This is a genomic window from Microcoleus sp. C2D2, from assembly GCF_036702495.1.
GTDB lineage: Bacteria > Cyanobacteriota > Cyanobacteriia > Cyanobacteriales > Microcoleaceae > Microcoleus.
Window position 1 is genome coordinate 50,261 of the sequence record NZ_JAUBTO010000003.1, and the last position, 25,219, is coordinate 75,479.

Here is a 25,219-nt window from a genome sequence, read left to right on the forward strand (position 1 = left end):
TTCCACAACAAATTTATTCTTTTATGAACGGGCAAGATGCCCGTTCCACAACAAATTTATTCTTTTATGAACGGGCAAGATGCCCGTTCCACAACAAATTTATTCTTTTATGAACGGGCATCTTGCCCGTTCTTGAAAATGGTACAACATCTCAGTTAACATAAACAAAATACTCCTCGTACTATGCGAATAATTCATACTGCTGACTGGCATTTAGGGCGACGTTTTCGAGGGATCGATCGCACTTTGGAAATTGCGATCGCCCTCGAACAGATTTTGAAGCAAGCAAAAGCCTTGGATGTCGATGCTGTGCTCGTCGCCGGCGACATTTTTGACGTGCCCAACCCCACCGCTTACGCCGAACGCATTGCTTATAACTTTTTCTGCGAACTCCAAGCGGCAGGAATTCCCGCAATTGCGATCGCCGGTAATCACGATTCGGCATCCCGCATCGACAGCATCGCGCAATTGCTTTCCCTCGCCGGTGTGCGCGCTTTAGGCAAACCCAGGCGATCGGCAGACGGCGGCACGATTACTCTTAATACAAAAAGCGGTAAACTTTGTGTGGGAGCGATGCCTTTTGCTTCCGAACAAAGACTGTTAGATGCTAATTCTCTCTGGCAGTCTGGCGATGCCGAACGTCGAAAAGATTATCGCGAAATTGTAGCATATTTACTCGAAGATTTAACCAGGGATTTTAGAGACAATACTGTCAATTTTCTCATGGGACACATGAGCATTGACGGCGCTCGATTGGCAAAATCCGAAGTCGCTTATTACACGCGAGAAAAATACCTGCTGTCCTCGCAAACCCTGCCGCCGGAAGCTCAGTATGTTGCCCTCGGACACATCCACATTCATCAGCGGATTTCTGAGACTTCTCCCGCTTATTATTCGGGTTCTTTGATTCAGTTAGATTTTGGAGAAGCGGAACAGGAAAAAGGATTTTGCTTGATAGAAGTTGAGCCGGGAAGTCAGGCAAAGGTGGAATTTAAGCCTGTGACTTGCCACAAGCCGTTAAAAGTGCTTAAATGTCATCATGACAATCTTGATGAAACTTTACAAGCTCATCAGTATCATCCTGGTTTTTTGAAAGTAATTGTCGAAATGGACAGTCCGCAAATCGGACTTGCCGATCGAGTGCGCCAAATCTGTTCTCAAGCCCTGTTAATTGAACCGCGCTATCCAGATGCAGCGCTAGAACTAACAGAAATAACTAATATCGATCCCAATAATTTCGATCCGGCAGCAGAGTTTTGCAACTATTATCAAAACCGATTGGGAACGACACCGAAACCGGCAGTATTGGAGGAATTTAAAAATTTGTACAAGAAGTTTAAGGAAACAGTTAACAATTAAATCCGTAAAAAGATACACTAACTTCCAGGCTCCGTCTGGAAATATCCAGAGGCTCTGCCTCGCGCTTAAATAGGAAAATTGGAGGCAGAGCCTCCGGGTATGCGTTACCAGGCAAATAGGAAAATTGGAGGCAGAGCCTCCCGATATGCATTACCAGGCTCCGCCTGGTAAAGAGTAATACAATCTAAAACCCCAAATCCTAAAACTAAAATCAGTATGCGTCCACTAGAACTTATTCTCGAAGGATTTACCAGCTTCCGCCAGGAACAGCGTTTAGATTTTTCTCAACTCGATTTGTTTGCAATTACTGGTGCTACAGGTGCGGGCAAATCTTCACTGCTAGATGCGATGACTTACGCTCTTTTTGGCACGACAACTCGCAGCGGAAAACAAGTAGGTGATTTGGTAAGTCAAGGTAGCGAAAATTTAAAAGTGCAGTTGCGTTTTTCTGTGGGTTCGGCACAGTATCGGGTGACGCGAAGGTGGCGTTTTCGTCCGAAAACTCCCGAAAATAAGGTGATTTTGGACAACTGGCAAAATGGCGGATGGGAGACTTTGGGGACGAGTATTGTTGCTGTTCAAAATACGATTGAACAGATTTTAGGAATGGATTTTGATACTTTTACGCGAGCAATTGTTCTGCCTCAAGGCAAGTTTGATGAGTTTATTAAAGGGGATACTTCAAAACGCCGGGAAATTTTGCGGCAGCTAGCGGGATTTGAGATTTTTGAGCAGATGCGGAAGGAAACAAATGAGCTGGCAAAGTTGCTGAAACAGGAACGGGAAATGGTGGAAAGGCAGCTAGCTGAGTTGGGTGCGCCGACGGCGGATGAGGTGGCTCAAGGACGATCGCAACTTTTGATTTTAGAGCAGCAGTTGCCTGAGTTCGATCGCGCTGTTATGAAAGCTCAGAAGGCTCTAGATGAAGAAGAACAGCTATTTTCGCAAATCGCTCGCTGGCAAGAGCTGCAACAAAAACTGGCTCAATTAAATGCTAATTCCGATGAAATGAAAATTTTAGCACAGCGTTTAGAAAAGGCGCAAGCTGCCAATCATTTACAGGGAGATTGGGCTTTAGTGCGATCGGCTCGCAGTCAGTATGAAACTGCCGAAAGTGCCTCGGTGGCAGCGCGAAAGCAGTTAGTTAAAGCTCGCTGTGAGCTGGCAGCACAGCAGCAGCAACTTGACGCGGCCAAAGCCAAAGAAGAGATTCTAGCGCCACAAATTAAGGCTCGCGAAGATGCTCTGGCTGCTGCTAAAGTATATGAAGAACAGCGCGTTCAATTAGAAAAAGAAGTGGCGCTTGCCCAAAAAAATCAACAGGAAAAACTTACCTTTTTTCAAGCAGCAGATAAAGAAGTGGAAGCTGCCAACACTAAAATTAAAGGTGCGGGTTTTCGAGTTACTCAAATAGCGACCCAGCTCGCACAGTCTTCGCCTGGAGGAAAGCGTTTAGAGCAATTGCAGCAAATTGCACCCTTATTGATGGAATTTCAGCTAATTGCCAACCAGGGAAAAACTCAGCAGCAACAGTTGGAGAAATCTCTCGCAGAGAAGGAAAGCGCTCAACAGAGTTATGTGGAGCTGGCGACTAATTTAGAAGCAGCAGAAATCAGGCTAAAAGAGTGCGAGCGCGAGTTAGAAGCGGCCCAAACCGCTAATGCGGAAGCGGCACGTTTAGAGAGTGTTGCTGCTATCAGAATGTCGCTGAATTCTGGCGATACTTGCCCGGTGTGCGGAGGGGTGCATCCTGAGAGCGAGCTCCTCCCTCCTTTGCCGGATTCTAATATTGTCGATGTCGCTGGTTTGCAGCGGAAATTGGCGGCTGCAAATCGGGTTTTTCAAGCTGCTCAAAGCTTGGCGGCTGAGGGAAAAAGTGCAGTTTCAGCCTGCCTGCAAAAAGAGTCGGAAATTGCTCAAATGCTGGAATTAACCGCGAATAGACTTGCTGAATTGCAGCAGCATATCACTCAAGTTCTGGAAGATCCTCAGTGGGAAGTGTTGCAGTTGCAGCAGGATCTGGCAATACTTAAAGAGAGCGACCGCCAATACCGCGAAACCGAGCAGCAGTTCCAACTAGCATCATTGGAGTATGAAAAATTTCAGGAAAGAGTTAATTTTGCTTTGGCGACTCAAGCAGCTAAACAGCAAGAATATCAAGATGCGAGCGCCGAATTAGACCGCAGGCTGCAGCAGTTGCAAAATTGTGTAAATGCGCTTTATGAAATTACCGAATATCAACCTTATCCTAATTTAGTAAAAGCCTTAGAAGAAGACAAGCAAGGCTTGGCAAATCTGCTGAAGGTGGCCGAAAAATCATATCAAACTGCTCAAAATACGGTTATTCAAGCAGCAGAGAGAGAGCAACAAGCTGGAGAGTTTTTTGGAGAAGCCCAGGCCCACAAACACCAGCTAAACCTGGATTGGTTAGCAAAATTAACAGCGGCTGATTTCACAGAAGAGACATTTTTAGCAGCGCTTGCGACATTTAAGCAACAATCGGAATGGGAAAATGCTATTCGCTCTCACCGCGAATCAAAAATTCAGTTAGAGACGCGGGCGAAAGATTTGACCGAGGCGATCGCAGGCAGAACTACCGATGAGAATAATTTAGCACAAGTGCGATCGGCAAAACATACCGCCCAAGAAAACCTCAAACAAGCCAACAACAACCGCGCCGAACTTTTAGCTTGGATTCAAGTAGCAGCGCAAAATCTCGAACAAGCCGAAAGACTGTCACAGCAAATCACAAATTTCACAGAACAAGAGCAAACTTATCACACCTTAGCCCAGAATCTCAAATCCAACGAATTTCAATCCTACATTTTAGAACATTTAGAAGCAGAATTAGTCGGCAGCGCCACATTAATTTTGCAAGAATTAACCGAAAATCGGTACAAACTAAGAAACCAAGACGGCGAATACTGGGTAGCAGATAATTGGAACGGCGGCGAAGCTAGACGAGTGCGCACTCTTTCCGGCGGCGAAACCTTTGCCACTTCCTTATCAATGGCTTTAGCTTTGTCAGAGAAACTGTCTCAAGGAGCTCACTTGGGCAGCTTGTTTCTCGATGAAGGATTTGGTACTTTAGATACCGACACTCTCGAAAGCGTTACTCAAATTTTAGAATCTTTGCGGCAGCGAGAAAGGCTGATTGGAGTGATTACCCACGTTCGAGAATTGGGCGAAAGATTGCCCGCACAAGTTAAAGTGTTTAAGTCGCCGCAAGGTTCTAAAATAGAAGTTGAAAGAGTTTAATTATAATATAATAAGACTTAGGTAAAAAGTAGTGTGACTCGCTTTGTAGCGCTATCGCTGCACAGTCCGCATCCTAACAAATATATGTATGGTGTGCACGGCGCAGTTAACTAAGTTGTTTTTGGATCTAGTAAAACCGTTTTTAAAATCATGTCAGCCAAAGATATCTTTCACAACACAGTACGTTCGGCTTTGGAGAAAGATGGATGGACAATTACTCACGATCCTCTGTTTCTCAAAGTAACTTCTCAAGTAAAAATTAAGATAGATTTGGGAGCAGAAAAATTACTTGCTGCCGAAAAGGGGATTCACAAAATAGCAGTAGAAGTAAAAAGTTTTTTGGGGTTGTCGGCGCTGTCAGAATTCCATACGGCTGTTGGTCAATTTCTTAATTATCGAGTAGCCTTAGAAAATATGGAATCAGAACGAGTGCTGTATTTGGCAGTGCCTACAGATATTTATCAAGATTTTTTTACAGACTCGTTTGTTCAAAATGTGTTAGAACGATATCAAATAAAGCTGCTGGTTTTTCATGTGAAGGGACAGGAGATAACATTATGGAAAGATTAGATTATCGCCAGTTAGTTCAGAAAATCATACATCAACACGCGACAGAGCAGTCTGAGCAAGATGTAGAAACCACTGAAATTGTTTTCGATACGGAACGCGATCGCTATTTATTGTTGTATGTGGGATGGCGGGATGAAGAACGAATTCATGGATGTCCGATTCATGTTGATATCAAAGATGGAAAAATTTGGATTCAGCGCGATTTTACGGAAGCAGGAATCGCCAATCAGTTTCTTGAATTTGGCGTCCCTCAAACAGATATTGTTTTGGGATTTCGAGCGCCTTCTGTGCGGCAATTTACTGGATTTGCGATAGCGTAAATCCTTAAATAATCTCCCAAACAACAAAATACCCAGAACCCTGAATCCTCCAAATCGGGGTTCTAATAGGTAAGTTTTGTCAATCTACTTCATGCCCCACGAAACAAATATTATATGAAAAATCACCCGACTCGAATGCAATCGGTACAGTCGCCAATAATTCCATTAGTTGGCGAACTGATCCTCCAAAATCCGGGAACGATATCCTTAGGACAAGGTGTAGTTTACTACAATCCGCCCCAAGAATCCTTTGAAAAAATCCCCGAATTCTTGGCAACTCCCGACAATCACAAATACAAAGCCGTCGAAGGAATTCCACAATTACATGAGGCTATCGCAGCCAAACTCAAAACAGATAACAACATAGAAATTAACAGCAAAAACTGCATTGTTGTTACCGCCGGCAGCAACATGGGATTTACCAATGCCCTTCTCGCTATTACCTCGGCGGGAGACGAAGTTATTCTCCAAGCACCTTATTACTTCAACCACGAAATGGCGGCAGTTATGGCAAATTGCCGACCAGTGATAGTAGAAACCGAAGCCAACTATCAACTTAATATCGATGCTATAAAAAAAGCAATTAGCGACAAAACGCGAGCCATCGTCACCGTTTCACCCCACAACCCAACAGGCGTGGTTTATCCTTCCGAAGCACTCCGGGAGGTTAACGAAATATGCCGCCAGCACAATATCTATCACATCAGCGATGAAGCATACGAGTATTTTACTTATGACGGCGTCAAACACTGTTCGCCCGCCGCTTTTCCCAACAGCAGCGAACATACAATTTCCCTGTTTACCCTCTCCAAAGCCTACGGTTTTGCGAGTTGGCGGATCGGGTATATGGTAATACCAGAACACTTGCTCGTTTCCGTGAGAAAGATTCAAGATACAATCTTAATTTGTCCGCCGGTAATTTCTCAGTATGCAGCCCTGGGAGCCTTGCAAGTTGGTAGAGGTTACTGCGATAATTATGTAAGGGCGATCGCATCTGTGCGGCAACTCGTATTAGACGAACTCAATACCATCCAAAACTTGTGTACAATTTCCCCGGCCGCCGGAGCATTCTACTTTTTCTTGAAAGTTGATACTGAACTCGATACAATGGAATTAGTGGAACAATTAATTCGCGAATATCACGTAGCAGTCCTTCCCGGTACAACCTTCGGTATGGATAGCGGCTGCTATTTGCGGGTTGGTTACGGTGCTTTGGAGAAAGCAACCGCCACCGCAGGTATTAGGAGATTAGTTAAAGGTTTGAAGACAATTTTAAACAAGTAAAATAGGAAAATTAAAAATGGTTGCCACTAACTTGAAAGCAAATACAAATATTCAAGATACCTCCGCTGCAAAACTGGCAGACTTGCGCGATTTGATGGGAGATTACGACTTAGATTGCTATTTCATCCCAGCGGTTGACGAACACTTAAATTTATCAGTTCCATCAGCCAAGCAACGGCGAGCTTGGATTTGCGGTTTTACGGGTTCCGCCGGCGATTTGTTGGTTGGCAAAAATTCCGCTTGGTTGTTTGTGGATTCCCGCTACTACGAACAAGCAGAATTGCAAGTAGATTCTGGACTCATCGAAATATCGAAACTCGGCTTAGAAGGAAATTTAACTTCGATTGAAACTTTAGCAAAACTGGCTGTAGAAGCGGCACAAAAATCAACTAAAATTCGCCTGGGTTTTGACCCGTTTACCCTAGGGACAGAGCAATATCAAAATTGGGTAAAAAAATTTGCAACGGCGGAGATTGAGCTCATACCAATCCCGGAGAATTTGACAGACAAAGTTCGATCGCAAAATCCTTGGAAAACAGCAGAGACTTTACCCGCGATTGATGCAGAGCCTATATTTAGCTTACCTGTATCCCTGACAGGAGAAACCGCCGCCGAAAAATTAGCCAGAGTCAGGGAAGCGATGCAACTCGCCAATATCGACGTGCTTCCGATTACCAACCTGAATCAAATAGCGTGGCTGTTCAATCTCCGAGGCTCGGATATTCCCTACATTCCCATTTTCATATCCTATGCCATTGTCACCACAGATTCAGCGTTTTTGTTTACAAATACCGAACGAATTCCACTAGAAATCAAGCAAGAATTGCGGGCGGATGTAACTTTGCTTCCCTACGCAGACTATCCGCATACATTAGAAACTTGCGTAAATTTGCCAAATAAAGTTCGGGTACTTTTAGACCCGAAACACAGCACAGCAGGCACGTACCAGTTACTATTAAACCAGCAAGAAGCGCAGTTCTACAACATCGAAATAGTTTTTGATACTCATCCGGTAGAAGGGATGAAAGCTCGCAAAAATCCTGTAGAAATCGAGCAGATGAAATCAGCTAATTTCAAAGCAAGTCGAGCGAAAACTTTGACTTTAAAGTGGTTGACAGAACAGCTAGAAAATGGTAAGGTAGTGACAGAGTTCGATGTCAAAGAAACCATCGAAAAATTTTACCAGCAAGAAACAGATTTTCAGACTTTAACTTTTAGCACGATCGCCGGTGCGGGAGCTAATAGCTCGATCGTACATTACGGAACCCCCAGCCCAGAAATAACGTTAAAACCGGGGGAACTGCTGTTATTGGACTCAGGAGCGCAATATTTAGCAGGTACAACCGACGATACGAGAACAGTAAGTATCGGAGAACCGACGGCGCTACAAATAGAACACTACACAACAGTGTTAATCGCGCACATCAACTGTGCAATTCAGCAATTCCCCAAAGGAACAACGGGAGCGCAATTAGATGCGATCGCCCGTGCGGTATTATGGCAAGAACAGCTAGACTACGGACATGGCACCGGGCACGGAGTGGGCGCGTTTTTAGCCGGTCACGAAGGGCCAAATGGCATCAGCAAATCTGTGCAGTATCCCCTGGAAGCCGGAATGGTAACTAGCATTGAACCGGGATATTACGAACCGGGATGGGGCGGAATTCGCATCGAAAATCTCTATGTTGTCAGGGAAATGCCATCAAAAAACGGTTTGGTTTGGTACGGATTTGAACCGCTGACGTATATTCCGTTTGAGCGCAAATTGATAAATGTCGATCGGCTGTCAAAGACTCAATTAGAATGGTTGAACAACTATCACGCTTCGGTAGTCGAGAAACTGGAACCGGTACTTGATGCACCAACAATTGAATGGTTGACACAAGCCTGCGCTGCGTTAGGTAAAGCCTTGTAATTTGTCGCACATTTAACTTGTGCACCTATTTTTCGGGAAACTATTGTGGGGTGGGCACGCGACCCCGCCCCAAAGGTACAAAATAGCACATATCAGATAGGGACACGGCAGTGCCGTGTCCCTACTGTATTTAATCCGATTGAAAACTGCTATAAAGCTGGTGACAGGATTTGAACCTGCGACAGGCTGATTACAAATCAGCTACTCTACCAACTGAGTTACACCAGCAGTGAAACTTAATATAGCAAACTTATAGTCATTAGCGCAACCCCCCAGCCAATTTTTTTTTCAAATTCGCCCAAAACCCCTCGCGGCAAGGGGAAAACCGGAATTCTCCTCGTCTAGCTAAATCCCGCAGCCCTCTTTTAGAGGAGTTTGGCAGGACTTAGGCACCCCGCTCTGAGAAACCCGGTTTCTTCCTATATTTGTGATTACTAAACCCAAATTTTCGTAGAAACCGGGAATAAGCGCCTCCATCCGTAAGTTTTGTTTAGTTTATCGCTGTGGGGTTGAAACCAGCCAGACTCGCGGCCAAAGCAGATTATCTGATATCTAGTCGCTCGGTGGGGGCGGGTTTATGTAGATTGTTAGTGGGAATTATAGATTGTTGGTAAAACCCGCCCCTACAAGTATTGTGGTTAATTTACCCAACACGATAAGACTACTGACTACTGACTATTGACTGCGGACTAATGACTAATGACTAATGACTAATGACTAATGACTAACTAATCGCAGCGCCAAATCTTAATCGTCTCATCCGCACTACCACTGACAAGTATATTGCCCAAAGGTGCGATCGCCACCGAGTACACCGTACCCGAATGTCCCTTAAGACTCCTCAACAGATCCCCAGTCTGCATATTCCAAATATTAATCGTATTATCATCGCACCCGCTAGCCAAAGTCAAACCGTCCCCACTGATAGCAACCGACTCGCCCCGACTCACATAATTTTTCAAAATATGCAGCGCCTCATTCGTTCCTAAATTCGCTACACCCTTTCCCCTTCCCGAATTAGTATTTAAAATCCGCAACAAACGGCCCGTATGCAAATTCCGCAGCTTAATCGTATAATCATTGCTGACGCTAGCAAGAATCTGACCGTCCGGCGCGATCGCCACAGAATTCACCCCAACATTTAACCCCGAGAGAGTCCGCAGCAACTTGCCGCTTTCCACATCCCAAACCTTGCTCGTCGCATCCGAACTGCCACTCGCCAATATTTTACCGTCCGGGCTAAAAACCACTGAATTCACATTGTCAGAATGACCCTTCAAAGTCCGCAGCAAATCACCAGTCCGCAAATTCCACAGCTTAATCGTATTATCAGCCCCGCCGCAGCTAGCTATTATCTGGTGCTTCGGGTTAATCGCCACCGAATTCACCTCCATAGAATGTCCCGGAAAAGTACACAGCAAATCACCGTTGTGCAAATTCCAAAACTTAATGGTTTCGTCCGAACTGCCGCTGACCAACATTTTTCCGTCATAGCTAATAGCAACCGAATTTACGCGATCGGAATGTCCCGTCAGAGTGCCAAGTAATTCCGTTGTTTCTAAATTCCAAATCTTAATAGTTTTATCCCAACTGCCGCTAGCCAGAATTTTGCCGTCAGGACTAATCGCCAGAGAATTCACAAACGATGAATGTCCCGGCAGCGTAAATACACACCGCCATTTCAGATGTGTTAATTTGTTAGCTAATTCCTTCGCCCGCTTAGATGCCGCCTTAACTTCCTCTCTGCGTTTGAGTTCAGCCTCCTCCAAACGCTGGCGTTCCGCCCTAGCTTTCGCCTCTCGAAGCGCCAGCCGCCGCATCTCTCCCTTATAGACTATTCGCTGCTGCTCCTGAATTTCTTTAAGAGTTTCAATATACGGTAGGGCCCAATCTTTAGAAAACCATTCCTGAGCAAATTCTGCCTCTAAATTAAATAGCTGAGGTTCGTGACCAAAATCGATATTTAAATAATACAAATCAGCTAAAAAAGCCGCCAATAACTTGTGAATTGTCACAATTATTTGCCGAATAATCCGCAGGCTCACCTTTTGATCTTTCCCCTCCGCCTCCAACTGGTGATAAACCTCTTCCCAATTCCAAGGCTGCATCGCCACTAGAGAAACGCTCTGATTTATGACTCCCCAAAAACCGACATGAAAATTAACTTCATAATCGCTGATATCGCTGTACAGTATAGCTGTAGGTACGGGAGACAAAACACTCTGCAACCGCTCCACATCAATATCAGAAATCGCCTTTTTGAAATAGTCTCCGTAAAACTGAACCGGACACAACTCTCCGTGCTGGGGGTAGTACTGGTTCAAAAAAGCTCTCAACTTAGCCGGCAGCTCGATATTCAGATTGTGGCGAAACGAAGACGGGCAATCTTGGCTAATTTTTGCGGGAGCAACTAACAGCAGCAATCGGTGCTGCTGCTGCTGCAAAATCTGTTCAGTTTCCTGCCTGCTCAAATTAGAAAACCAGTTGTCCCTGTCCCAAATAGCTTGAATTTCGGTCAGCTTAACTCGAATTGCTTCTGATTGACACTCCCGCATTAAGTCGCGGCAAAGCCGGCTAATTGCCCGCTTATCTCTCAATTCTTGTGCCTTAATTCGATTAGCGCGTTCTTCCTTTACCCTTTCTTCTGCGTCGGCGATCGCGATTAATTCTTGTTCTCTGGCCTGCTGCCGCTGCAAATATCTCACTTGTGCTTTAATCCAGCGGGGGTCTTTTTTGATTTGCTGGTTCAAAGCACAAGAACCAGACGGCTCAATTTCTGCATAGCGTTCGTTGACAGCGCTTGCTCCCAATCTTTCTCCCAATTCGCAGGCTACAGGCTTCAACAGTTCAATTAGGGTGTCTGAGACGGGGCGGGGTAAGGACATACCAGTTAAAACTTTTTCTTACTTAAGGGCGATCGCGCGAGTCAGGCATAGGCCCTGAGGCTGGCACTCTTGGCAGGTCTATTACATTTGGGCGATCTGCCGATGGTAGTCGTGCAGGCGTATCGTGCAGCCGCGGCAGCTTAGCACCTTAACTCAATAATAGTATGTATATAGATAGTTCACATTTTACCGCCAATCTGACTCGAAAGCACCGAGGGAAAAGACTTTAGGATATTCGATCGCCCCTGAGTTCCCCCCATTCGTTTTTTTTGTTGCCATTTGACTCGCTCTTGTCTATAATCGTACTTCACCACCATAATTACGGTATTCCGACCTAATAACCGTACTTACTCGCTTAGGAACAAATATAATGAGCCCGTGGCAACGCCTAACTCAACACCTTCACTGGCCGCAACAGCCACCAGTCGCTACAAATAAATCATTGACGGCGCTGAAAAGATTTGTGTCGCTATTTTTAGTGGGAATAACTTTAAGTGTAGCCGTTGCATCCTGCGGCCAGGCAACCAGCAACAACAATCCCGCAGCCACTCCAAGCGGTGCTAGTCCAGCAGCCAACACAGGCAACGTAGAATTAACCCTCGTTTCCTTCGCCGTCACCAAAGCCGCCCACGAAGCGATAATTCCCAAATTCGTAGAACAGTGGCAAAAAGAAAAGGGTCAAACCATCACCTTCAACCAAAGCTACGGCGGTTCAGGTTCGCAAACTCGGGCCGTAATTGACGGTTTAGAAGCAGACATCGTACACCTAGCCCTCGCCCTCGACACGACCAAAATCGAAAAAGCCGGACTCATTGAACCCGGGTGGGAAAAAGAAGTCCCCAACGAAGGCATAGTCAGCAAATCCGTAGCAGCAATAGTCACCCGCGAAGGCAATCCCAAAGGCATCACAACCTGGGAAGATTTAAGCAAAGACGGAGTGAAATTGATCACCGCGGATCCTAAAACCTCAGGCGTTGCACGCTGGAATTTCCTCGCACTCTGGGGCTCGGTTGTTAAAACCGGAGGAGACGAAACCAAAGCATTAGACTTGACTACTAAAGTCTACAAAAACGTCCCCATCCTGACTAAAGATGCCCGCGAAGCCACCGATGTATTTTTCAAACAAGGGCAAGGCGACGCCTTAATTAACTACGAAAACGAGATTATTTTGGCTGGTGAGAAAGGCGAAAAACCGACTTATACTATTCCCGAAGTCAATGTTTCGATCGACAATCCAATTGCCGTTGTCGATAAAAACGTTGACAAACACGGTACTCGCGAAGTCGCCGAAGCATTTGTCAAATATCTGTACACCCCAGAAGCTCAGCGAGAATTTGCCAAAGCAGGCTTCCGCCCAGTAGATGCGACAGTAGCCGCGGAACCAGAATTTGTCAAAAAATATGCCCCCGTCAAAACCCTATTTACAGCTCAAGACTTAGGAGGTTGGGCAGATATTCAGCAGAAATTCTTCGATGACGGAGCTGTTTTTGACAAAATCCAAGCTTCAATTAGATAGTAGTGGCCGGGGCGGGTTTACGAGATGATTGGTTTTAGTCGAATACGATCGCTAAAACCCGTATCTGGTAGGGTGCGTCGCTGCTAGATATTCGATCGCGCCTTGCAGTTTGTAGGATGGCGGCGCACCCTACATCTATCTAATAAGCCGGGGCGGGTTTACCAGATAATTGGTTTTAGGCAATTATTTTTGGTAAAACCCGCCCCTACCGCAATTATTCTTTCCAACTCAAAACTATTGACTTATGGCTGGATCATCTGCAATCAGTAATCCTCAATCTCCGGTCGAAAATATCAAAAAGGCGATCGGCAAAATAACATTACCTTGGGGAATCACCCTAGGCTACCTCAGCTTAATGCTATTTCTCCCAGTTACAGCAATGCTGCTGAAAGCCAGCACAGCAAACCCGGTCGAATTTTGGAAAATTGCCACCAGTCCGATCGCCCTTTCCGCCTACGATGTCACCTTCTTTACGGCATTAATTGCGGCATTAATTAACGGAGTCTTCGGCACATTAATTGCCTGGGTATTAGTCCGCTACGACTTTCCCTTTAAACGGATTGTAGATGCAATCGTCGATTTGCCTTTTGCACTGCCCACCTCTGTCGCCGGTTTAACTCTCGCCACAGTTTACAGCGATAACGGCTGGATTGGTTCGCTTTTTGCACCTTTGGGAATCAAGATCTCGTTTACTCGACTGGGCGTAGGTATAGCGATGATATTTATTTCCTTGCCATTTATCGTTAGAACCGTACAGCCAGTTTTAAACGAGATGGAAAGAGATATCGAAGAAGCAGCTTGGTGCTTAGGTGCTTCTCAATTTGAAACCTTCTGGCGAGTAGTTTTGCCACCGCTGTTTCCGTCTATTTTAACCGGAGTAGCACTCGGATTTTCGCGAGCGGTTGGCGAGTACGGCTCTACTGTAATTGTGGCTTCTAACATACCGTTCAAAGATTTAATCGCCCCGGTTTTAATTTTCCAACGGTTGGAACAGTACGACTATGCAGGAGCAACAGTTATCGGCACTTTCATGTTAGCTATTTCCCTGGCGATGCTGTTCGCAATTAATCTCTTACAAGCATGGAGAAGACGCTATGACGGCTAATATCAATTCACCCGCTGGTTACAAATTTCCGCCCGCAGGTTCTAGTCGGAGTCAGGAAAAAGCTTGGGTAAAACCAACTTTAATCGGAATTGCGATCGGCTATCTTGGTCTTGTCTTATTTATCCCCACGCTCAACGTTTTTTACCAAGCTTTCAGAAAGGGATTTGAGCCATTTTTTTCTAACTTAACCTCGCCAGATTTTCAGCACGCAGCGCAACTAACCCTGATAATTTCTCTGATAGTTGTGCCTGTAAATACAGTATTCGGTTTGTGTGCTGCCTGGGTAATTGGTCGCAACAAATTTCGGGGCCGCACGCTATTAATCAGCATTTTAGACGTGCCTTTTGCCATATCTCCCGTAGTTGCAGGTTTAATGATTGTACTGCTTTACGGTCGGCTGGGATGGTTCGGCTCGTGGCTGGAGGGGGCCAATATTAAGGTTATTTTTGCCTTCCCTGGAATGGTGCTGGCTACTGCTTTTGTTACCTTGCCTTTTGTGGCCCGCGAAGTAATTCCTGTGTTGGAAGAAGTGGGAACAGATCAAGAAGAGGCGGCGAAAACTTTGGGAGCAAATGATTGGCAAATTTTCTGGAATGTCACGCTTCCCAGTATTCGCTGGGGATTGCTGTACGGAGTAATTTTGACCAATGCTAGAGCAATGGGAGAATTTGGAGCCGTCTCTGTGGTGTCGGGAAATATTGCTAAAAAAACGCAAACTTTGCCTTTGTTTGTAGAGGATGCTTACAAGCAGTACGCGACGCAAGCCGCATTTTCAGCGGCGGTGATTCTAGGTCTTTTAGCAGTTGTTACCCTCGTGCTAAAGGAGATTTTGGAACGAAAAACTAGCATTAAGGAGGTTGAAGAATAATCATCAGTCATTAGTCATTAGTCATTAGTCATTAGTCATTAGTCATTAGTCATGGGTCATTAGTCAACAGAACTTACGCCCTAATACCAAAAAAACCTAATTTTTAAATGTGGTAAATGACTAAAACAGTGAAACTGAGATATTGCACCATTCTCAAACAACTGTAGGGGCGGGTTAACCAATAGCTTTAAAGGATACTTAAAGAGTAAAAAACCCGCCCCCACACCGCGATAGTCCTGAAGATTGATATTGGTGCAAAATGTAAACTGAAACAAACATTAGGAGGCCCAAATGTTAGCTCACAACACTAACGAATCTGAATTTGAGGCGATCGACGATTTTCACAAAACCCAAGAATCAGATCTTCCCAAATCTGAAATTGGCGACAGCAGACGAACTCAAACCCGCATTCGCATTCGTGTTCCTAAAGAATACCATCAGGAACCTGTCATCTCTAACCTGATTTCTGAATACGGTTTAACGGTTAATTTTAATGCTGCTTTGTTGGGTGTCAAAACTTTAGATGACGGTTGGTTTGATTTGGAACTTAACGGTACAAGTCAACAGATTGAAAGTGCTCTGATTTATCTCAATGATTTAGATGTAGAAGTCTGGAGCAATTCCAATAAGCCCGATGAAGAAACTTGGTAATTAGTCACTCCTGGAGGCAGAAACCGGGAAGAGGAGTTAAGATTCTGAACCCAAACGCAGAATTTTTTTTCCTATTCGCGGTTTATTGAGTCTAATAGTCTCCAGGAATGTTAGTCATGAGTCAGCATTCATCACTCATATATATTCCTGTAAAATAACCGCGATCGCGTTTCTAGTAAGCAATGCAAGTCCTCTAAGTTTTATGAGGACTTGCATTCCTCACTAGAAAGCAATGTGATTGCGGTTGTTCGTAAGCGTTGCCCTCGAAGAGGATCGCACATCCCTATCATTCAGCAGCTAAGCACTACTAAATAATATCAGCTTACAGCTAATAACCGTGACTGATGACTATTGACTAACAAATATCGATCGCCATCGGTTAATTATTTGATTGACAATTTTGATAAAATCTGGTATTGCCTCCATCTCGGGTAGCTCAGAAAATAGCGCCCAAGTCTTCTCCAACTTTTTTGTAACAGCAGGAACAATATCCCCCTTTAAAACTTCTCAACCATCAAACTAACTCCGTTAGGCTAGGTGAGCATAAAAAAACGTTTTTGTCAATATTTAATTTAGGTGTAAGTTAGGTGAGGTGAAAGTTAGGGGCGATCGACTCTCATCCGCACCAGAAAAAGAGCGATCGCTGCTGCGTTTGGTTTGTGCTATGAATTTGATGTGTGTGTACGAGGAGAATTTGATCGTGGAACTCTATAAAGAACCGAAACACCAGATAGTTTTTGCAGATACAAAAGTTAAAGATTGCGAAAGTTTAACAGAAACTGCCAATCCCGATACAGAAATTGTTATTCTCAAAGCCGATCGCGACGGCATCAAGCAAATCGCCGAAACACTTAAACAGCGCAAAAACATTGCAGCCGTCCACATTTTGTCTCACGGCGCAGCAGCCAGCTTGCAACTGGGGGGCACAGAACTAAATCTGTGCAACATAGAAAGCTACCGCAATTATTTAGAAAAATGGTTTGCTTTGCCAGCAGCCGAGGCAAACTCGAACTCTTCAATTACAGCTAAACCGGAAATTCTACTTTACGGTTGCAACGTCGCCGCCACAGAAGCCGGTGTCGCCTTCGTCCAAAGGCTGAGCCAGCTCACCGGGGCAAATATTGCCGCTTCCGATAACTTGACCGGCAGTGCGGCACTGGGTGGAGACTGGGAACTCGAAGTAACTACGGGCAAAATAGAAACACCTTTGGCATTTTCTGCCGAGGCGAGGGAAGCTTACAGCGCAGTTTTAGTCGCCACATTTGGCGAACTGCAAGATGCAATAACTCTGGCTAACGCTTTGCCGAATCCAGACACGATTGCCATCACCGGCAACATCACCTTCGGGACCGGACAGGTTCTGCCCAGGATTTCCACGCCCATAACCTTTACCGGCGGCGGTTTCATCCTAAATTTCGCTAATAACCGGGGCTTTTTTGTAGACAGCGGGACTACCCCAGTCAGCTTTTCCAACCTGACATTGACCGGTGGTGTATCGCAAGGCAATCTCGGTACGGGCGGCGGTGGCGGTGCAGCCGGCATCGGCGGCGCACTATTTATCAACAGCGGCACTGTCACAGTTAACAGCGTGACCTTTACTGGCAACAGCGCTACGGGTGGCGCGGGCAGCGCGCCCCCCGTCGCTGCCGCAGTCGCAGGCCCTGGCGGCAACACCGATTTTGCCAGCCTGTTTCCCTTCGTTTCCGCAGGTGGCCCCGGTCAAACTGGCCTCACCGGGTTGCAAAGCATCGGCGGCGAGGGCGGGCCTGGCGGTACGGGCGGCAACGGTGGCGTTGGCAGTGGCGGATTGCCTGGTACCGGTCTTAACGGCGGCGACGGCGGCGCTGGCGGTACGGGCGGCGCTGGTACGGGCGGGACTAACGGCGGTACGGGCGGCGCTGGCGGCGCTGGCGGCGCTGGCGGCTTTGGAGGAGGAGGAGGCGGCGGCGGCAACGGCGGGGCTGGCGGCGTCGCTGGGACTGGCACAGCAGGTGCAGCCGGCATTGGCGGCATTGGCGGGGCTGGCAACTTCGGAGGAGGAGGCGGCGGCGGCGGTATACCGGGCGGCAACGGCGGGGCTGGCGGCTTCGGAGGAGGAGGCGGCAGCGGTACACCGGGCGGCCTGGGTACGACCGTTGGAGCTTTCACGCCAGGTGGCACTGGTAGCCCAGCCGGTGGCGGCGGCGGTGCTGGTTTGGGAGGCGCAATTTTTGTTAATGCTGGCAGTTTGACCCTGAACAACAGCACTTTGTTCAACAACACAGCAACAGGCGGCGCTGCGGGCGGCGCGGGCGCTACACCGGGCCAGGGCGCGGGGGCCGCGATTTTTGTCAACAGCGGTGCTACTGCAACTCTCACTAACAACACCATCACTGCTAACAATGCTACTGCGACTGCTCCTGCTGTTGCTGTGGGCGGGGGTATTGCTACTAACGGCGGTACTGTGAATGTCATAAATTCGATCGTCGCGGGCAATTTGGGCGGCGCAAGTCCTGAGGTGTTCGGAACCTTCGCTGCCACCAGTATCAACAATTTGATCGGCAACGTTGCTGGCAGCAATTTACCTGTCGCCCAGCAACTGACCGTTCCTGTAGCAAATGTCCTCGCCCCTACCCCAGGATTGAACGGGGCTACAGCCGTTCCTGTTACCTATGCTTTGGCGGACAGCACTGCCACCGTCACTAATCCGGCCATCAACGGCGGCAGCAACGCTGCAGCTGCGGCTGCGGGGGCGACTGACCAGCGAGGTGCTGGGTTTCCTCGGACGCTCGGCACTGCTGTTGATATCGGCGCCTACGAGTACGGCCCGATCGTCACGGGCCTTAAATTCAACGACGTTAACGGTGACGGCGTTCAGCAGGCAACTGAACCAGGTCTAACGGGCTGGGTGATTTCTGTAGGCACCAAGAGCGCTACCACCGCAGCCGACGGCACTTACATCATCCGCGACGTAAAAACAGCTACTCCGATTACAGAAGCGCCGCCCGCTGGAACCCCTGCGACAGCTTGGGTGCAGACTCTCGGCCCGACTCCGGCAAATACGGGTATTGTTAATGTCACCGGTGCCAACTTCGGTAATTTCCAGAAAACATCGATCGCGGGCAAAACCTACAGCGACCTCGCGGGCAACGGCCTCACGCCCGATGACACGGTATTAAACGGCATCACCGTTAACTTATACAAAGACACCAACGCCAACGGCACGCTAGAAGTCGGCACAGATACTGTAGTCGGCACTCCGCAAACGACTGCGGGAGCCGGAGATTACCTCTTCTCCAATATCGCCCCGGGGAATTACCTGATACAAGCCACTCCCCCAGCCAACACCAGTATTTCTTTCCCCGCTGCCCCAATTTTCCTTACCGCCCTAAGCGGTACTGCTGTCACCGCCCAAAACTTCGGCGTTTTCCAAAACATCACCGTCAGCGGCACCCAATTCACCGACCTCACAGGCAACGGCTTCTCTGCTGACGACACCCCCCTCAACGGCATCACCGTTCGCTTGTTCAAAGATACTAACAATAACAGCACTTTAGATAGCGGTGATGCGGAAATCGCCTCTCAAGTTACCGGGACAGCGCCAGCGGCTCCTGGTACTTATAGCTTTACCAACGTCGGATCCGGTCTGCACTTTGTGAGAGAAGACGTGCCTGAGGAATTCTCACAAACCGCGGGCCCGCCTTTTTATGCAATTAACCCGGTCAGCGGCACAAACATTACGGATCAAAACTTCGGCAACTTCCAGCTAGGCAAGATCGGCGGGATCAAATTTAACGATCGCAACAAAAATGGCACCCAAGATTTGCCAGCAGAACCACCCCTAGGAGGCTGGACAATCTACGTGGATGCCAACAATAACGGCACCTTCGATGCTGATGAAGAAAGCGAAATCACCGATGCTACGGGTCAGTATGAGATCGACGACCTTACACCCGGCACTTTTACAGTGCGGGAAGTGCCACAAACTGGCTGGAGGCAAACTGTGCCCCCCGTCAATGCAGCCACGCCTACTCTTTCCGGCGGGTTTACGATCGCCGTCACCAGCGGCCTCGACTCCCAAAACAACAACTTCGGCAACTTCTTTGAGTCCGGCACCATCAGCGGTCAAAAATTCAATGACCTCAACCAAAACACAATCAAGGATGCCGGGGAAGTCGGGCTGCAAAATTGGCAAATCTTCATCGACAGCAACCCACCAAATGGAGTCTTCGATCAGGGCGAACTGACTACCATCACCGACGCCAACGGCAACTACACTATCATCGAGGTACCCGCAGGTACTTACCAGGTAAGGGAAGTCCAGCAAAACGGCTGGACGCAGACGACCCCCAACCCCGCCCCCGTTACGGTTAATCTCTCAGATAACATCACGGGCGTTGACTTCGGCAATTTCCTGCCCCAACCCGGGACGATCCAAGGACTGAAGTTCCGAGACATCAACAACAACGGCATTGTGGATGCTGGAGAACCGGGTTTGCCCAATGTCGAAATTCGGTTAATCAACCTCACGCCCGGAGTAGTGGGTGGTACTCCTATTACTACGACTACAAATAGCAGCGGCAACTATCTGTTCGCGAACCTAGCGCCGGGAACCTACCGCGTCCGGGAGGTCAACCAAACTGGGTTCACCCAAAGCACCCCCGACCCCGCCGACATCGCCCTGGCTTCGGGCGCTATTGTCAGCGACATCAACTTCGGGAACTTCCCGACGCTGACGCCGACGCCGACGCCGACACCCGAACCGACACCCGAACCGACACCCGTACCACCGACACCGCCAACACCTGGACCGACGCCTGGACCGACGCCTGGACCGACGCCGACACCGACGCCGACGCCGACACCGACGCCGACGCCGACGCCGACACCGACGCCGACGCCGACACCGACGCCGACGCCGACACCGACGCCGACGCCGACAGATTTGGTTTGCCCTGAGAACTTCCCCAGGATCGCTACTCCCAATGAGCCCGGCAATCCTTCAGTGGGTAATGTGATCGAGGGCCCTAACGGCGACGATACGATCGTGGGTACTGCCACCACTGACTCTATCTTCGGATTCGGGGGCAACGATTTGATCTTTGGCCGAGCCGGCGGCGACTACATCAATGGCAATACGGCCAACGATACTATCTACGGAGGCGTGGATAACGATACTCTCTTCGGCGGCAAAGGCTTTGACCTGATTTTTGGCGATCGCGCTAACGATACGATTTATGGCAATCGCGGCAACGACTCGATCTCTGGCGACGAAGGCAATGACCTATTGTACGGCGGCAAAGGCGATGACGTAATGTTGGGAGGCGCTGGCGACGACGTGCTAATTGGCGATCGAGGCAATGACACTCTCTGCGGCGGCGACGGTAACAATTCCTTAATTGGCGGCAGTGGCGATGATGTGCTCTTTGGTGGCACTAGCGATGACTTGCTCGTTGGCGGCACGGGCAGCGATACCCTCGTTGGCGACATTGGCCGCAATGGCTTTGTCTTGGCAGCGGGCGGGGGAACCGACACCATTATCAAGTTCACCCAAGGAGTTGATGCGATCGTCTTGGTGGGAGGCTTGGACTTCAATCAACTGTCATTGACCGCAATTAATGGCTCAACTGCGATCGGCATCGCCGGCAGCAACGAGATTTTGGCTAGAGTTGTCGGCGTGCGGCCGACCCAGTTATCGGCGAGCAGTTTTAGGTTGCTCGGTTAGTCCGCCACAAGCAGTAGGGTGCTCCGGGCGCGCACCTTACTCTTGCCTGGACAATCGGGAGAAGGGGAACGAATTCCGTTCCCCTTCTTCGGTCAAATTTGTTCGAGATACTTCAGCAAGTCGGCCATTTCTTGCGGACTCGGCTGAAACTGGGGCATTGGTGGGGTTTGCCCGCTGGTGACTTGCCGGATCAGATCCAATTGGGATTTGCGATCGGACACTCCGTGCAAGTTGGGCCCGACTTGACTGTCTGAAACCGATGTGTGACACCCGGCACAGTTCATTTGAAAGATGGCGGAACCCTGAAACGGGTTGCCCGTGAGTGATAGTACGCTTTTGACGTAAGGATCGGCGACTTGAAACTGACGAATTGTCATACTCGCCAATATGATGGCAAGCAACACCGCTAGCGCAAATATGGCAAGTCGCTCGATCGGGTTTTTAATTTCATTCCTGGCAAGTTGGTGATTCAAAGGAGTTCAATTTAAAAAACTATCTACAAGAAAATTTATTTCTCATAACATAGCTTAATCGTTCGCAGCGGGGAGAGCAAGCTCTGAGACCCCCTCAAGGGCGATTAATGCGAAATTTCATCTGTGTAAGTGCTGGTAATATTAAAAATAGGTTGTTAAATCTTAACGTTAAGGAGATCTCATGGTAGAACCGCTACTTTCAGGTATTGTTCTGGGTCTAATCTTTGTTACTCTGTCGGGGCTGTTTTTTGCTGCTTATCAGCAATACAAGCGCGGCGATCAGTTGGGTATCAACAAGTAAAAGCGCGAATTTTGCCTCCAGGGGCGGGGAGGGCGGGTTGACAACAACCCTGGATCTCAATCGTAGATATTGGCGAACCCGCCCCTACAAAACCCGTCCCACAGCTTAATTGCTGTTAATTCGCCAGACATGAGATCGGGCTTTTAGCTTCTATTTCCCAGATTTCTGCTGACACCGGTGCCGATCGCACCCTAAATGCGATCGCACCCTAAATACGATTCTCTGTACCCTCAGAATAGAAAAATTAGATATATCGATCGAGAATAGCAGCAGTTTGCACCCCTGTTTTTTCCCAGCTAAATTGTTTTGCTCTGGCTAAACCGAGCTCCCGCAAGTGCGATCGAACTTTGCCACCGACTGCAAGCTCTTGCATAGCAGTGGCAATTTCCTCGACGCTGTAGGGATTGACTAATACTGCTGCACCCCCCGCCACTTCTGGCATTGAAGACAGGTTAGAGGTGATGACAGGAGTGCCACAGGCCATTGCTTCGAGCACGGGGAGGCCGAATCCTTCCCAAAGACTCGGAAAAACCAGCGCGATCGCTTGGTTGATGACTTTGGGCAAGTCGCCCGCGGGAATGTAGTCTAAGAATTTTACTCGATCGAACAATCCCAATTCTTGAACCTGCGCTTTCAGCAGCGGCGTATAGCGTTTGTCTTCCGAACCTGCTATCCACAATTCGTACTCGGAATTATGATGCAAAGCAGCAAATGCTGCTACAACTCGCTGCAGGTTTTTATAGGGATTGTGGCGACCGATATAAAGAAAATAATTGCTTGTTGGTAAGTCTAAAAAACGGAAAAAACTGGTATCGTACCCGGGGAAAATTGGCGTAATTAAATTAGGAGGAATCTTGCAAAAATTAGCGATATCTTTGGCAGTTGATTCAGAGTCGCAGATGACGTGTTGAGCCTGGCGCAGCACTTGGGGAATGTAATAGCGGTGGTAAGGTGTCAGAGGATCGAAGCGACGCGGAAATCGCAGCGCTATCAAGTCATGTACTGTAATGATATAGCGGCAGCCTGCAAATAGAGGAGCTTCGGGAATTGGGGAAAATAACAGGTTAGATTTTAGCTGTTTGTAAATTTTGGGGAGTTTAGTTTGTGTCCACAGCAATCGGTTGATGTGTCCTTTGGTTCCTTGTTCGGGCGTTAGGTTTGCGGGGATTTGGTAGCAGTTGCTATTGGTAAATTTTTCGGCTGTTAGTAATGTTGGATTGAGGGATTTTAGGTGGGGAAATAGGTTTTTGGCGTAGATGGCTAAGCCGGTTGGTTTGGAAATTAGGAAGGAGAGGTTGATTAGCAGGTTGGATTGGGGATTGGGCATGGGATAATATGTAGATTGCGGTTTTTGGGTGGGATTTTTTTTATTTAACCTGAGATATTGCACCATTCTCAATTAGCTTTTTAGGAACAGGCAAGATGCCTGTTCCACAAGAAAATTTATCTTTTGTGGAACAGGCATCTTGCCTGTTGCTGACAATGGTGCAAGATGTGAGTTTAACCGCAGAGGGCGCAGAGAGGAAGAGAGGGAAGATTTAAAGGTATTGTTGTAAGATGTTGGCGGTTGCTTTTCCGGTTTTGTGCCAGCTAAATTGAGATGATCTGGCTAAACTAGCAGTTTTTAAGTTCGATCGCACTTTTGAATCTGTGGCTACTGTTTGCATGGCTTCGGCTATTTCTGGGACGCTGTAAGGATTGACTAATAATCCGGCATCTCCGGCTACTTCTGGCATCGATGACAGGTTGGATGTGATGACGGGTGTGCCGCAAGCCATTGCTTCTAAAATTGGTAAGCCGAATCCTTCCCAAAGTGTAGGGAAAACTAGGGCGATCGCCTGATTCATTAGTACGGGCAATTTAGAATAGGGAACGTAACCGAGAAACTTTACCAAAGATTGTAAACCTAATTCTTCAACTTGTGCTGTCAACTGCGGCGTGTAGGCATTGGGAGGCCCTGCTAGCCACAATTCGTAATTTGCGCGATCGGGCAAATTCGCAAATGCAGCAATTAATCTTTCCAAGTTTTTGTAAGGATCGTGTCTGCCGGTATAAAGAAAATAATTTTTGGCTGGCAAGTCGAGATATCTAAAATTAATATTATCGCAAGCTAGGGGAATTGCGGTCATTTTATGACGCGGAATCTGGAAAAAGTTAGCAACATCTGCCGCCGTTGCTTGAGAATCGCAAATAATGTGTTCTGCTTGCCGCAAAACCTGCGGTATGTAGTAGCGGAAATAAGCTGTTAAACGAGAAAACCGTTGGGGAAATCGCAAAGGAATTAAATCGTGAACTGTGACGATGTAGCGACAGCCGGAATACAAAGGTGCTTCTGGGATTGGGGAAAATATCAGGGTTGACTGCAATTTTTTGTAAATTTTTGGCAAGTTGAATTGAGTCCACCGCAGCCTGTTAATTTGTCCTTTCGTCCCTCGGTCCGGTGTCAGAGTGTCGGGAATTTGATAGCAAGTATAATTGTCAATTGGCTGGGAAACAAGTAATGTGGGTTCTAGCGGTTGCAGTTGCGGGAAAATATTAGCTGCATAAGTTCCGATTCCCGTTGGTTCAGGACTTAAAAAGGATAAATTGATTAAAAGTGGGTTAGACATGATGGGATCGAACACAATTTATTTATATTGTAGGGGCGGGTTTTACCAACAATCTACGTCTCAAACCAATCATCTGGTAAACCCGCCCCCATCAAACCAAAATTTATCCCTATTGTAGGGGCGGGTTTTACCAACTATCTACGTCTCAAACCAATTATCTGGTAAACCCGCCCCCACCAAACGAAAAATCAAAATGTACATTTTTCTGGCTGTATAGAAGTCAAGGTTGAAGTAAGTTATTAGTGGTGTGAGGGCTGGCTTATATAAATTGTTTTTCATCATCAAATTTTGTTAAGCTGTTGTGCATTTAAATTGTATATTTCGAGTCCCGATCAAAAATCGTCAAATCCTCTCCCCCTCTCCCCTTCACCCCCTCTCCCTCTCTAATACCATAGGCAATC

The 25,219-nt window shown here is 47.5% G+C and carries 16 protein-coding genes and 1 tRNA gene; 12 read left to right on the forward strand and 5 right to left on the reverse strand.

All coding sequences use genetic code 11. The features are described from left to right. The first annotated feature begins 183 nt into the window (after nt 1-183). From QUB61_RS01855 to QUB61_RS01880, 6 genes are all read left to right on the forward strand, one after another. Complete coding sequence (locus tag QUB61_RS01855; protein WP_333122620.1) at nt 184-1,359, forward strand: exonuclease SbcCD subunit D; 1,176 nt, start codon at nt 184-186, stop codon at nt 1,357-1,359. A gap of 216 nt (nt 1,360-1,575) precedes the next feature. Beyond that, nucleotides 1,576-4,617 (forward strand): SMC family ATPase, encoded by a 3,042-nt coding sequence (locus tag QUB61_RS01860; RefSeq protein WP_333122622.1) that lies wholly within the window; start codon nt 1,576-1,578, stop codon nt 4,615-4,617. Between the two features lie 150 nt (nt 4,618-4,767). Beyond that, the gene (locus QUB61_RS01865; protein WP_333122624.1) at nt 4,768-5,187 is read left to right on the forward strand and encodes a XisH family protein; all 420 of its coding nucleotides are present in this window, start codon (nt 4,768-4,770) and stop codon (nt 5,185-5,187) included. After that, the gene (locus tag QUB61_RS01870) at nt 5,175-5,507 is read left to right on the forward strand and encodes a XisI protein (protein ID WP_333122627.1); all 333 of its coding nucleotides are present in this window, start codon (nt 5,175-5,177) and stop codon (nt 5,505-5,507) included. Before QUB61_RS01865 ends, QUB61_RS01870 begins: the two co-directional genes overlap by 13 nt. Nucleotides 5,508-5,621: 114 nt before the next feature. After that, nucleotides 5,622-6,791, forward strand: a complete 1,170-nt coding sequence (locus QUB61_RS01875; protein WP_333122630.1) for a pyridoxal phosphate-dependent aminotransferase — start codon at nt 5,622-5,624, stop codon at nt 6,789-6,791. A 16-nt stretch (nt 6,792-6,807) separates the two neighbouring features. After that, nucleotides 6,808-8,706, forward strand: a complete 1,899-nt coding sequence (locus QUB61_RS01880) for an aminopeptidase P family protein (protein WP_333122633.1) — start codon at nt 6,808-6,810, stop codon at nt 8,704-8,706. A 155-nt stretch (nt 8,707-8,861) separates the two neighbouring features. Here the strand turns inward: QUB61_RS01880 and QUB61_RS01885 are convergent. Together QUB61_RS01885 and QUB61_RS01890 are read right to left on the reverse strand one after the other, a co-directional pair. Next, a tRNA-Thr gene (locus tag QUB61_RS01885) sits at nt 8,862-8,934 on the reverse strand. A gap of 500 nt (nt 8,935-9,434) precedes the next feature. Next, nucleotides 9,435-11,591 (reverse strand): WD40 domain-containing protein, encoded by a 2,157-nt coding sequence (locus QUB61_RS01890; RefSeq protein WP_333122636.1) that lies wholly within the window; start codon nt 11,589-11,591, stop codon nt 9,435-9,437. A 370-nt stretch (nt 11,592-11,961) separates the two neighbouring features. On the opposite strand from QUB61_RS01890, the gene QUB61_RS01895 reads away from it, so the two are divergent. From QUB61_RS01895 to QUB61_RS01915, 5 genes are all read left to right on the forward strand, one after another. After that, nucleotides 11,962-13,107, forward strand: a complete 1,146-nt coding sequence (locus QUB61_RS01895; RefSeq protein WP_333122638.1) for a sulfate ABC transporter substrate-binding protein — start codon at nt 11,962-11,964, stop codon at nt 13,105-13,107. A gap of 244 nt (nt 13,108-13,351) precedes the next feature. Continuing rightward, a complete protein-coding gene (gene cysT, locus QUB61_RS01900; RefSeq protein ID WP_333122640.1) occupies nt 13,352-14,212 on the forward strand; it encodes a sulfate ABC transporter permease subunit CysT in 861 nt (286 codons plus the stop codon). Further along, nucleotides 14,202-15,080, forward strand: a complete 879-nt coding sequence (gene cysW, locus QUB61_RS01905) for a sulfate ABC transporter permease subunit CysW (RefSeq protein ID WP_333122644.1) — start codon at nt 14,202-14,204, stop codon at nt 15,078-15,080. The genes cysT and cysW overlap by 11 nt, the downstream gene beginning before the upstream one ends. A 291-nt stretch (nt 15,081-15,371) precedes the next feature. Further along, nucleotides 15,372-15,731 (forward strand): NIL domain-containing protein, encoded by a 360-nt coding sequence (locus tag QUB61_RS01910; protein ID WP_333122647.1) that lies wholly within the window; start codon nt 15,372-15,374, stop codon nt 15,729-15,731. A gap of 592 nt (nt 15,732-16,323) precedes the next feature. Beyond that, the gene (locus tag QUB61_RS01915) at nt 16,324-21,435 is read left to right on the forward strand and encodes a DUF4347 domain-containing protein (protein WP_333122651.1); all 5,112 of its coding nucleotides are present in this window, start codon (nt 16,324-16,326) and stop codon (nt 21,433-21,435) included. A gap of 92 nt (nt 21,436-21,527) precedes the next feature. On the opposite strand, the gene QUB61_RS01920 is transcribed toward QUB61_RS01915, so the two are convergent. After that, a complete protein-coding gene (locus tag QUB61_RS01920; protein WP_333122654.1) occupies nt 21,528-21,908 on the reverse strand; it encodes a cytochrome c in 381 nt (126 codons plus the stop codon). Nucleotides 21,909-22,089: 181 nt separating this feature from the next. Between QUB61_RS01920 and petG the strand changes: the two genes are divergently transcribed. Continuing rightward, entirely contained in the window at nt 22,090-22,209 is a 120-nt protein-coding gene (petG, locus tag QUB61_RS01925) for a cytochrome b6-f complex subunit V (protein WP_015174208.1), read from the forward strand. Between the two features lie 244 nt (nt 22,210-22,453). Here petG and QUB61_RS01930 read toward each other — a convergent pair whose 3' ends face one another. Continuing rightward, a complete protein-coding gene (locus tag QUB61_RS01930; RefSeq protein WP_333123004.1) occupies nt 22,454-23,536 on the reverse strand; it encodes a glycosyltransferase family 1 protein in 1,083 nt (360 codons plus the stop codon). Between the two features lie 211 nt (nt 23,537-23,747). Next, complete coding sequence (locus QUB61_RS01935) at nt 23,748-24,818, reverse strand: glycosyltransferase family 1 protein (protein WP_333122658.1); 1,071 nt, start codon at nt 24,816-24,818, stop codon at nt 23,748-23,750. Between the last annotated feature and the right edge of the window lie 401 nt (nt 24,819-25,219).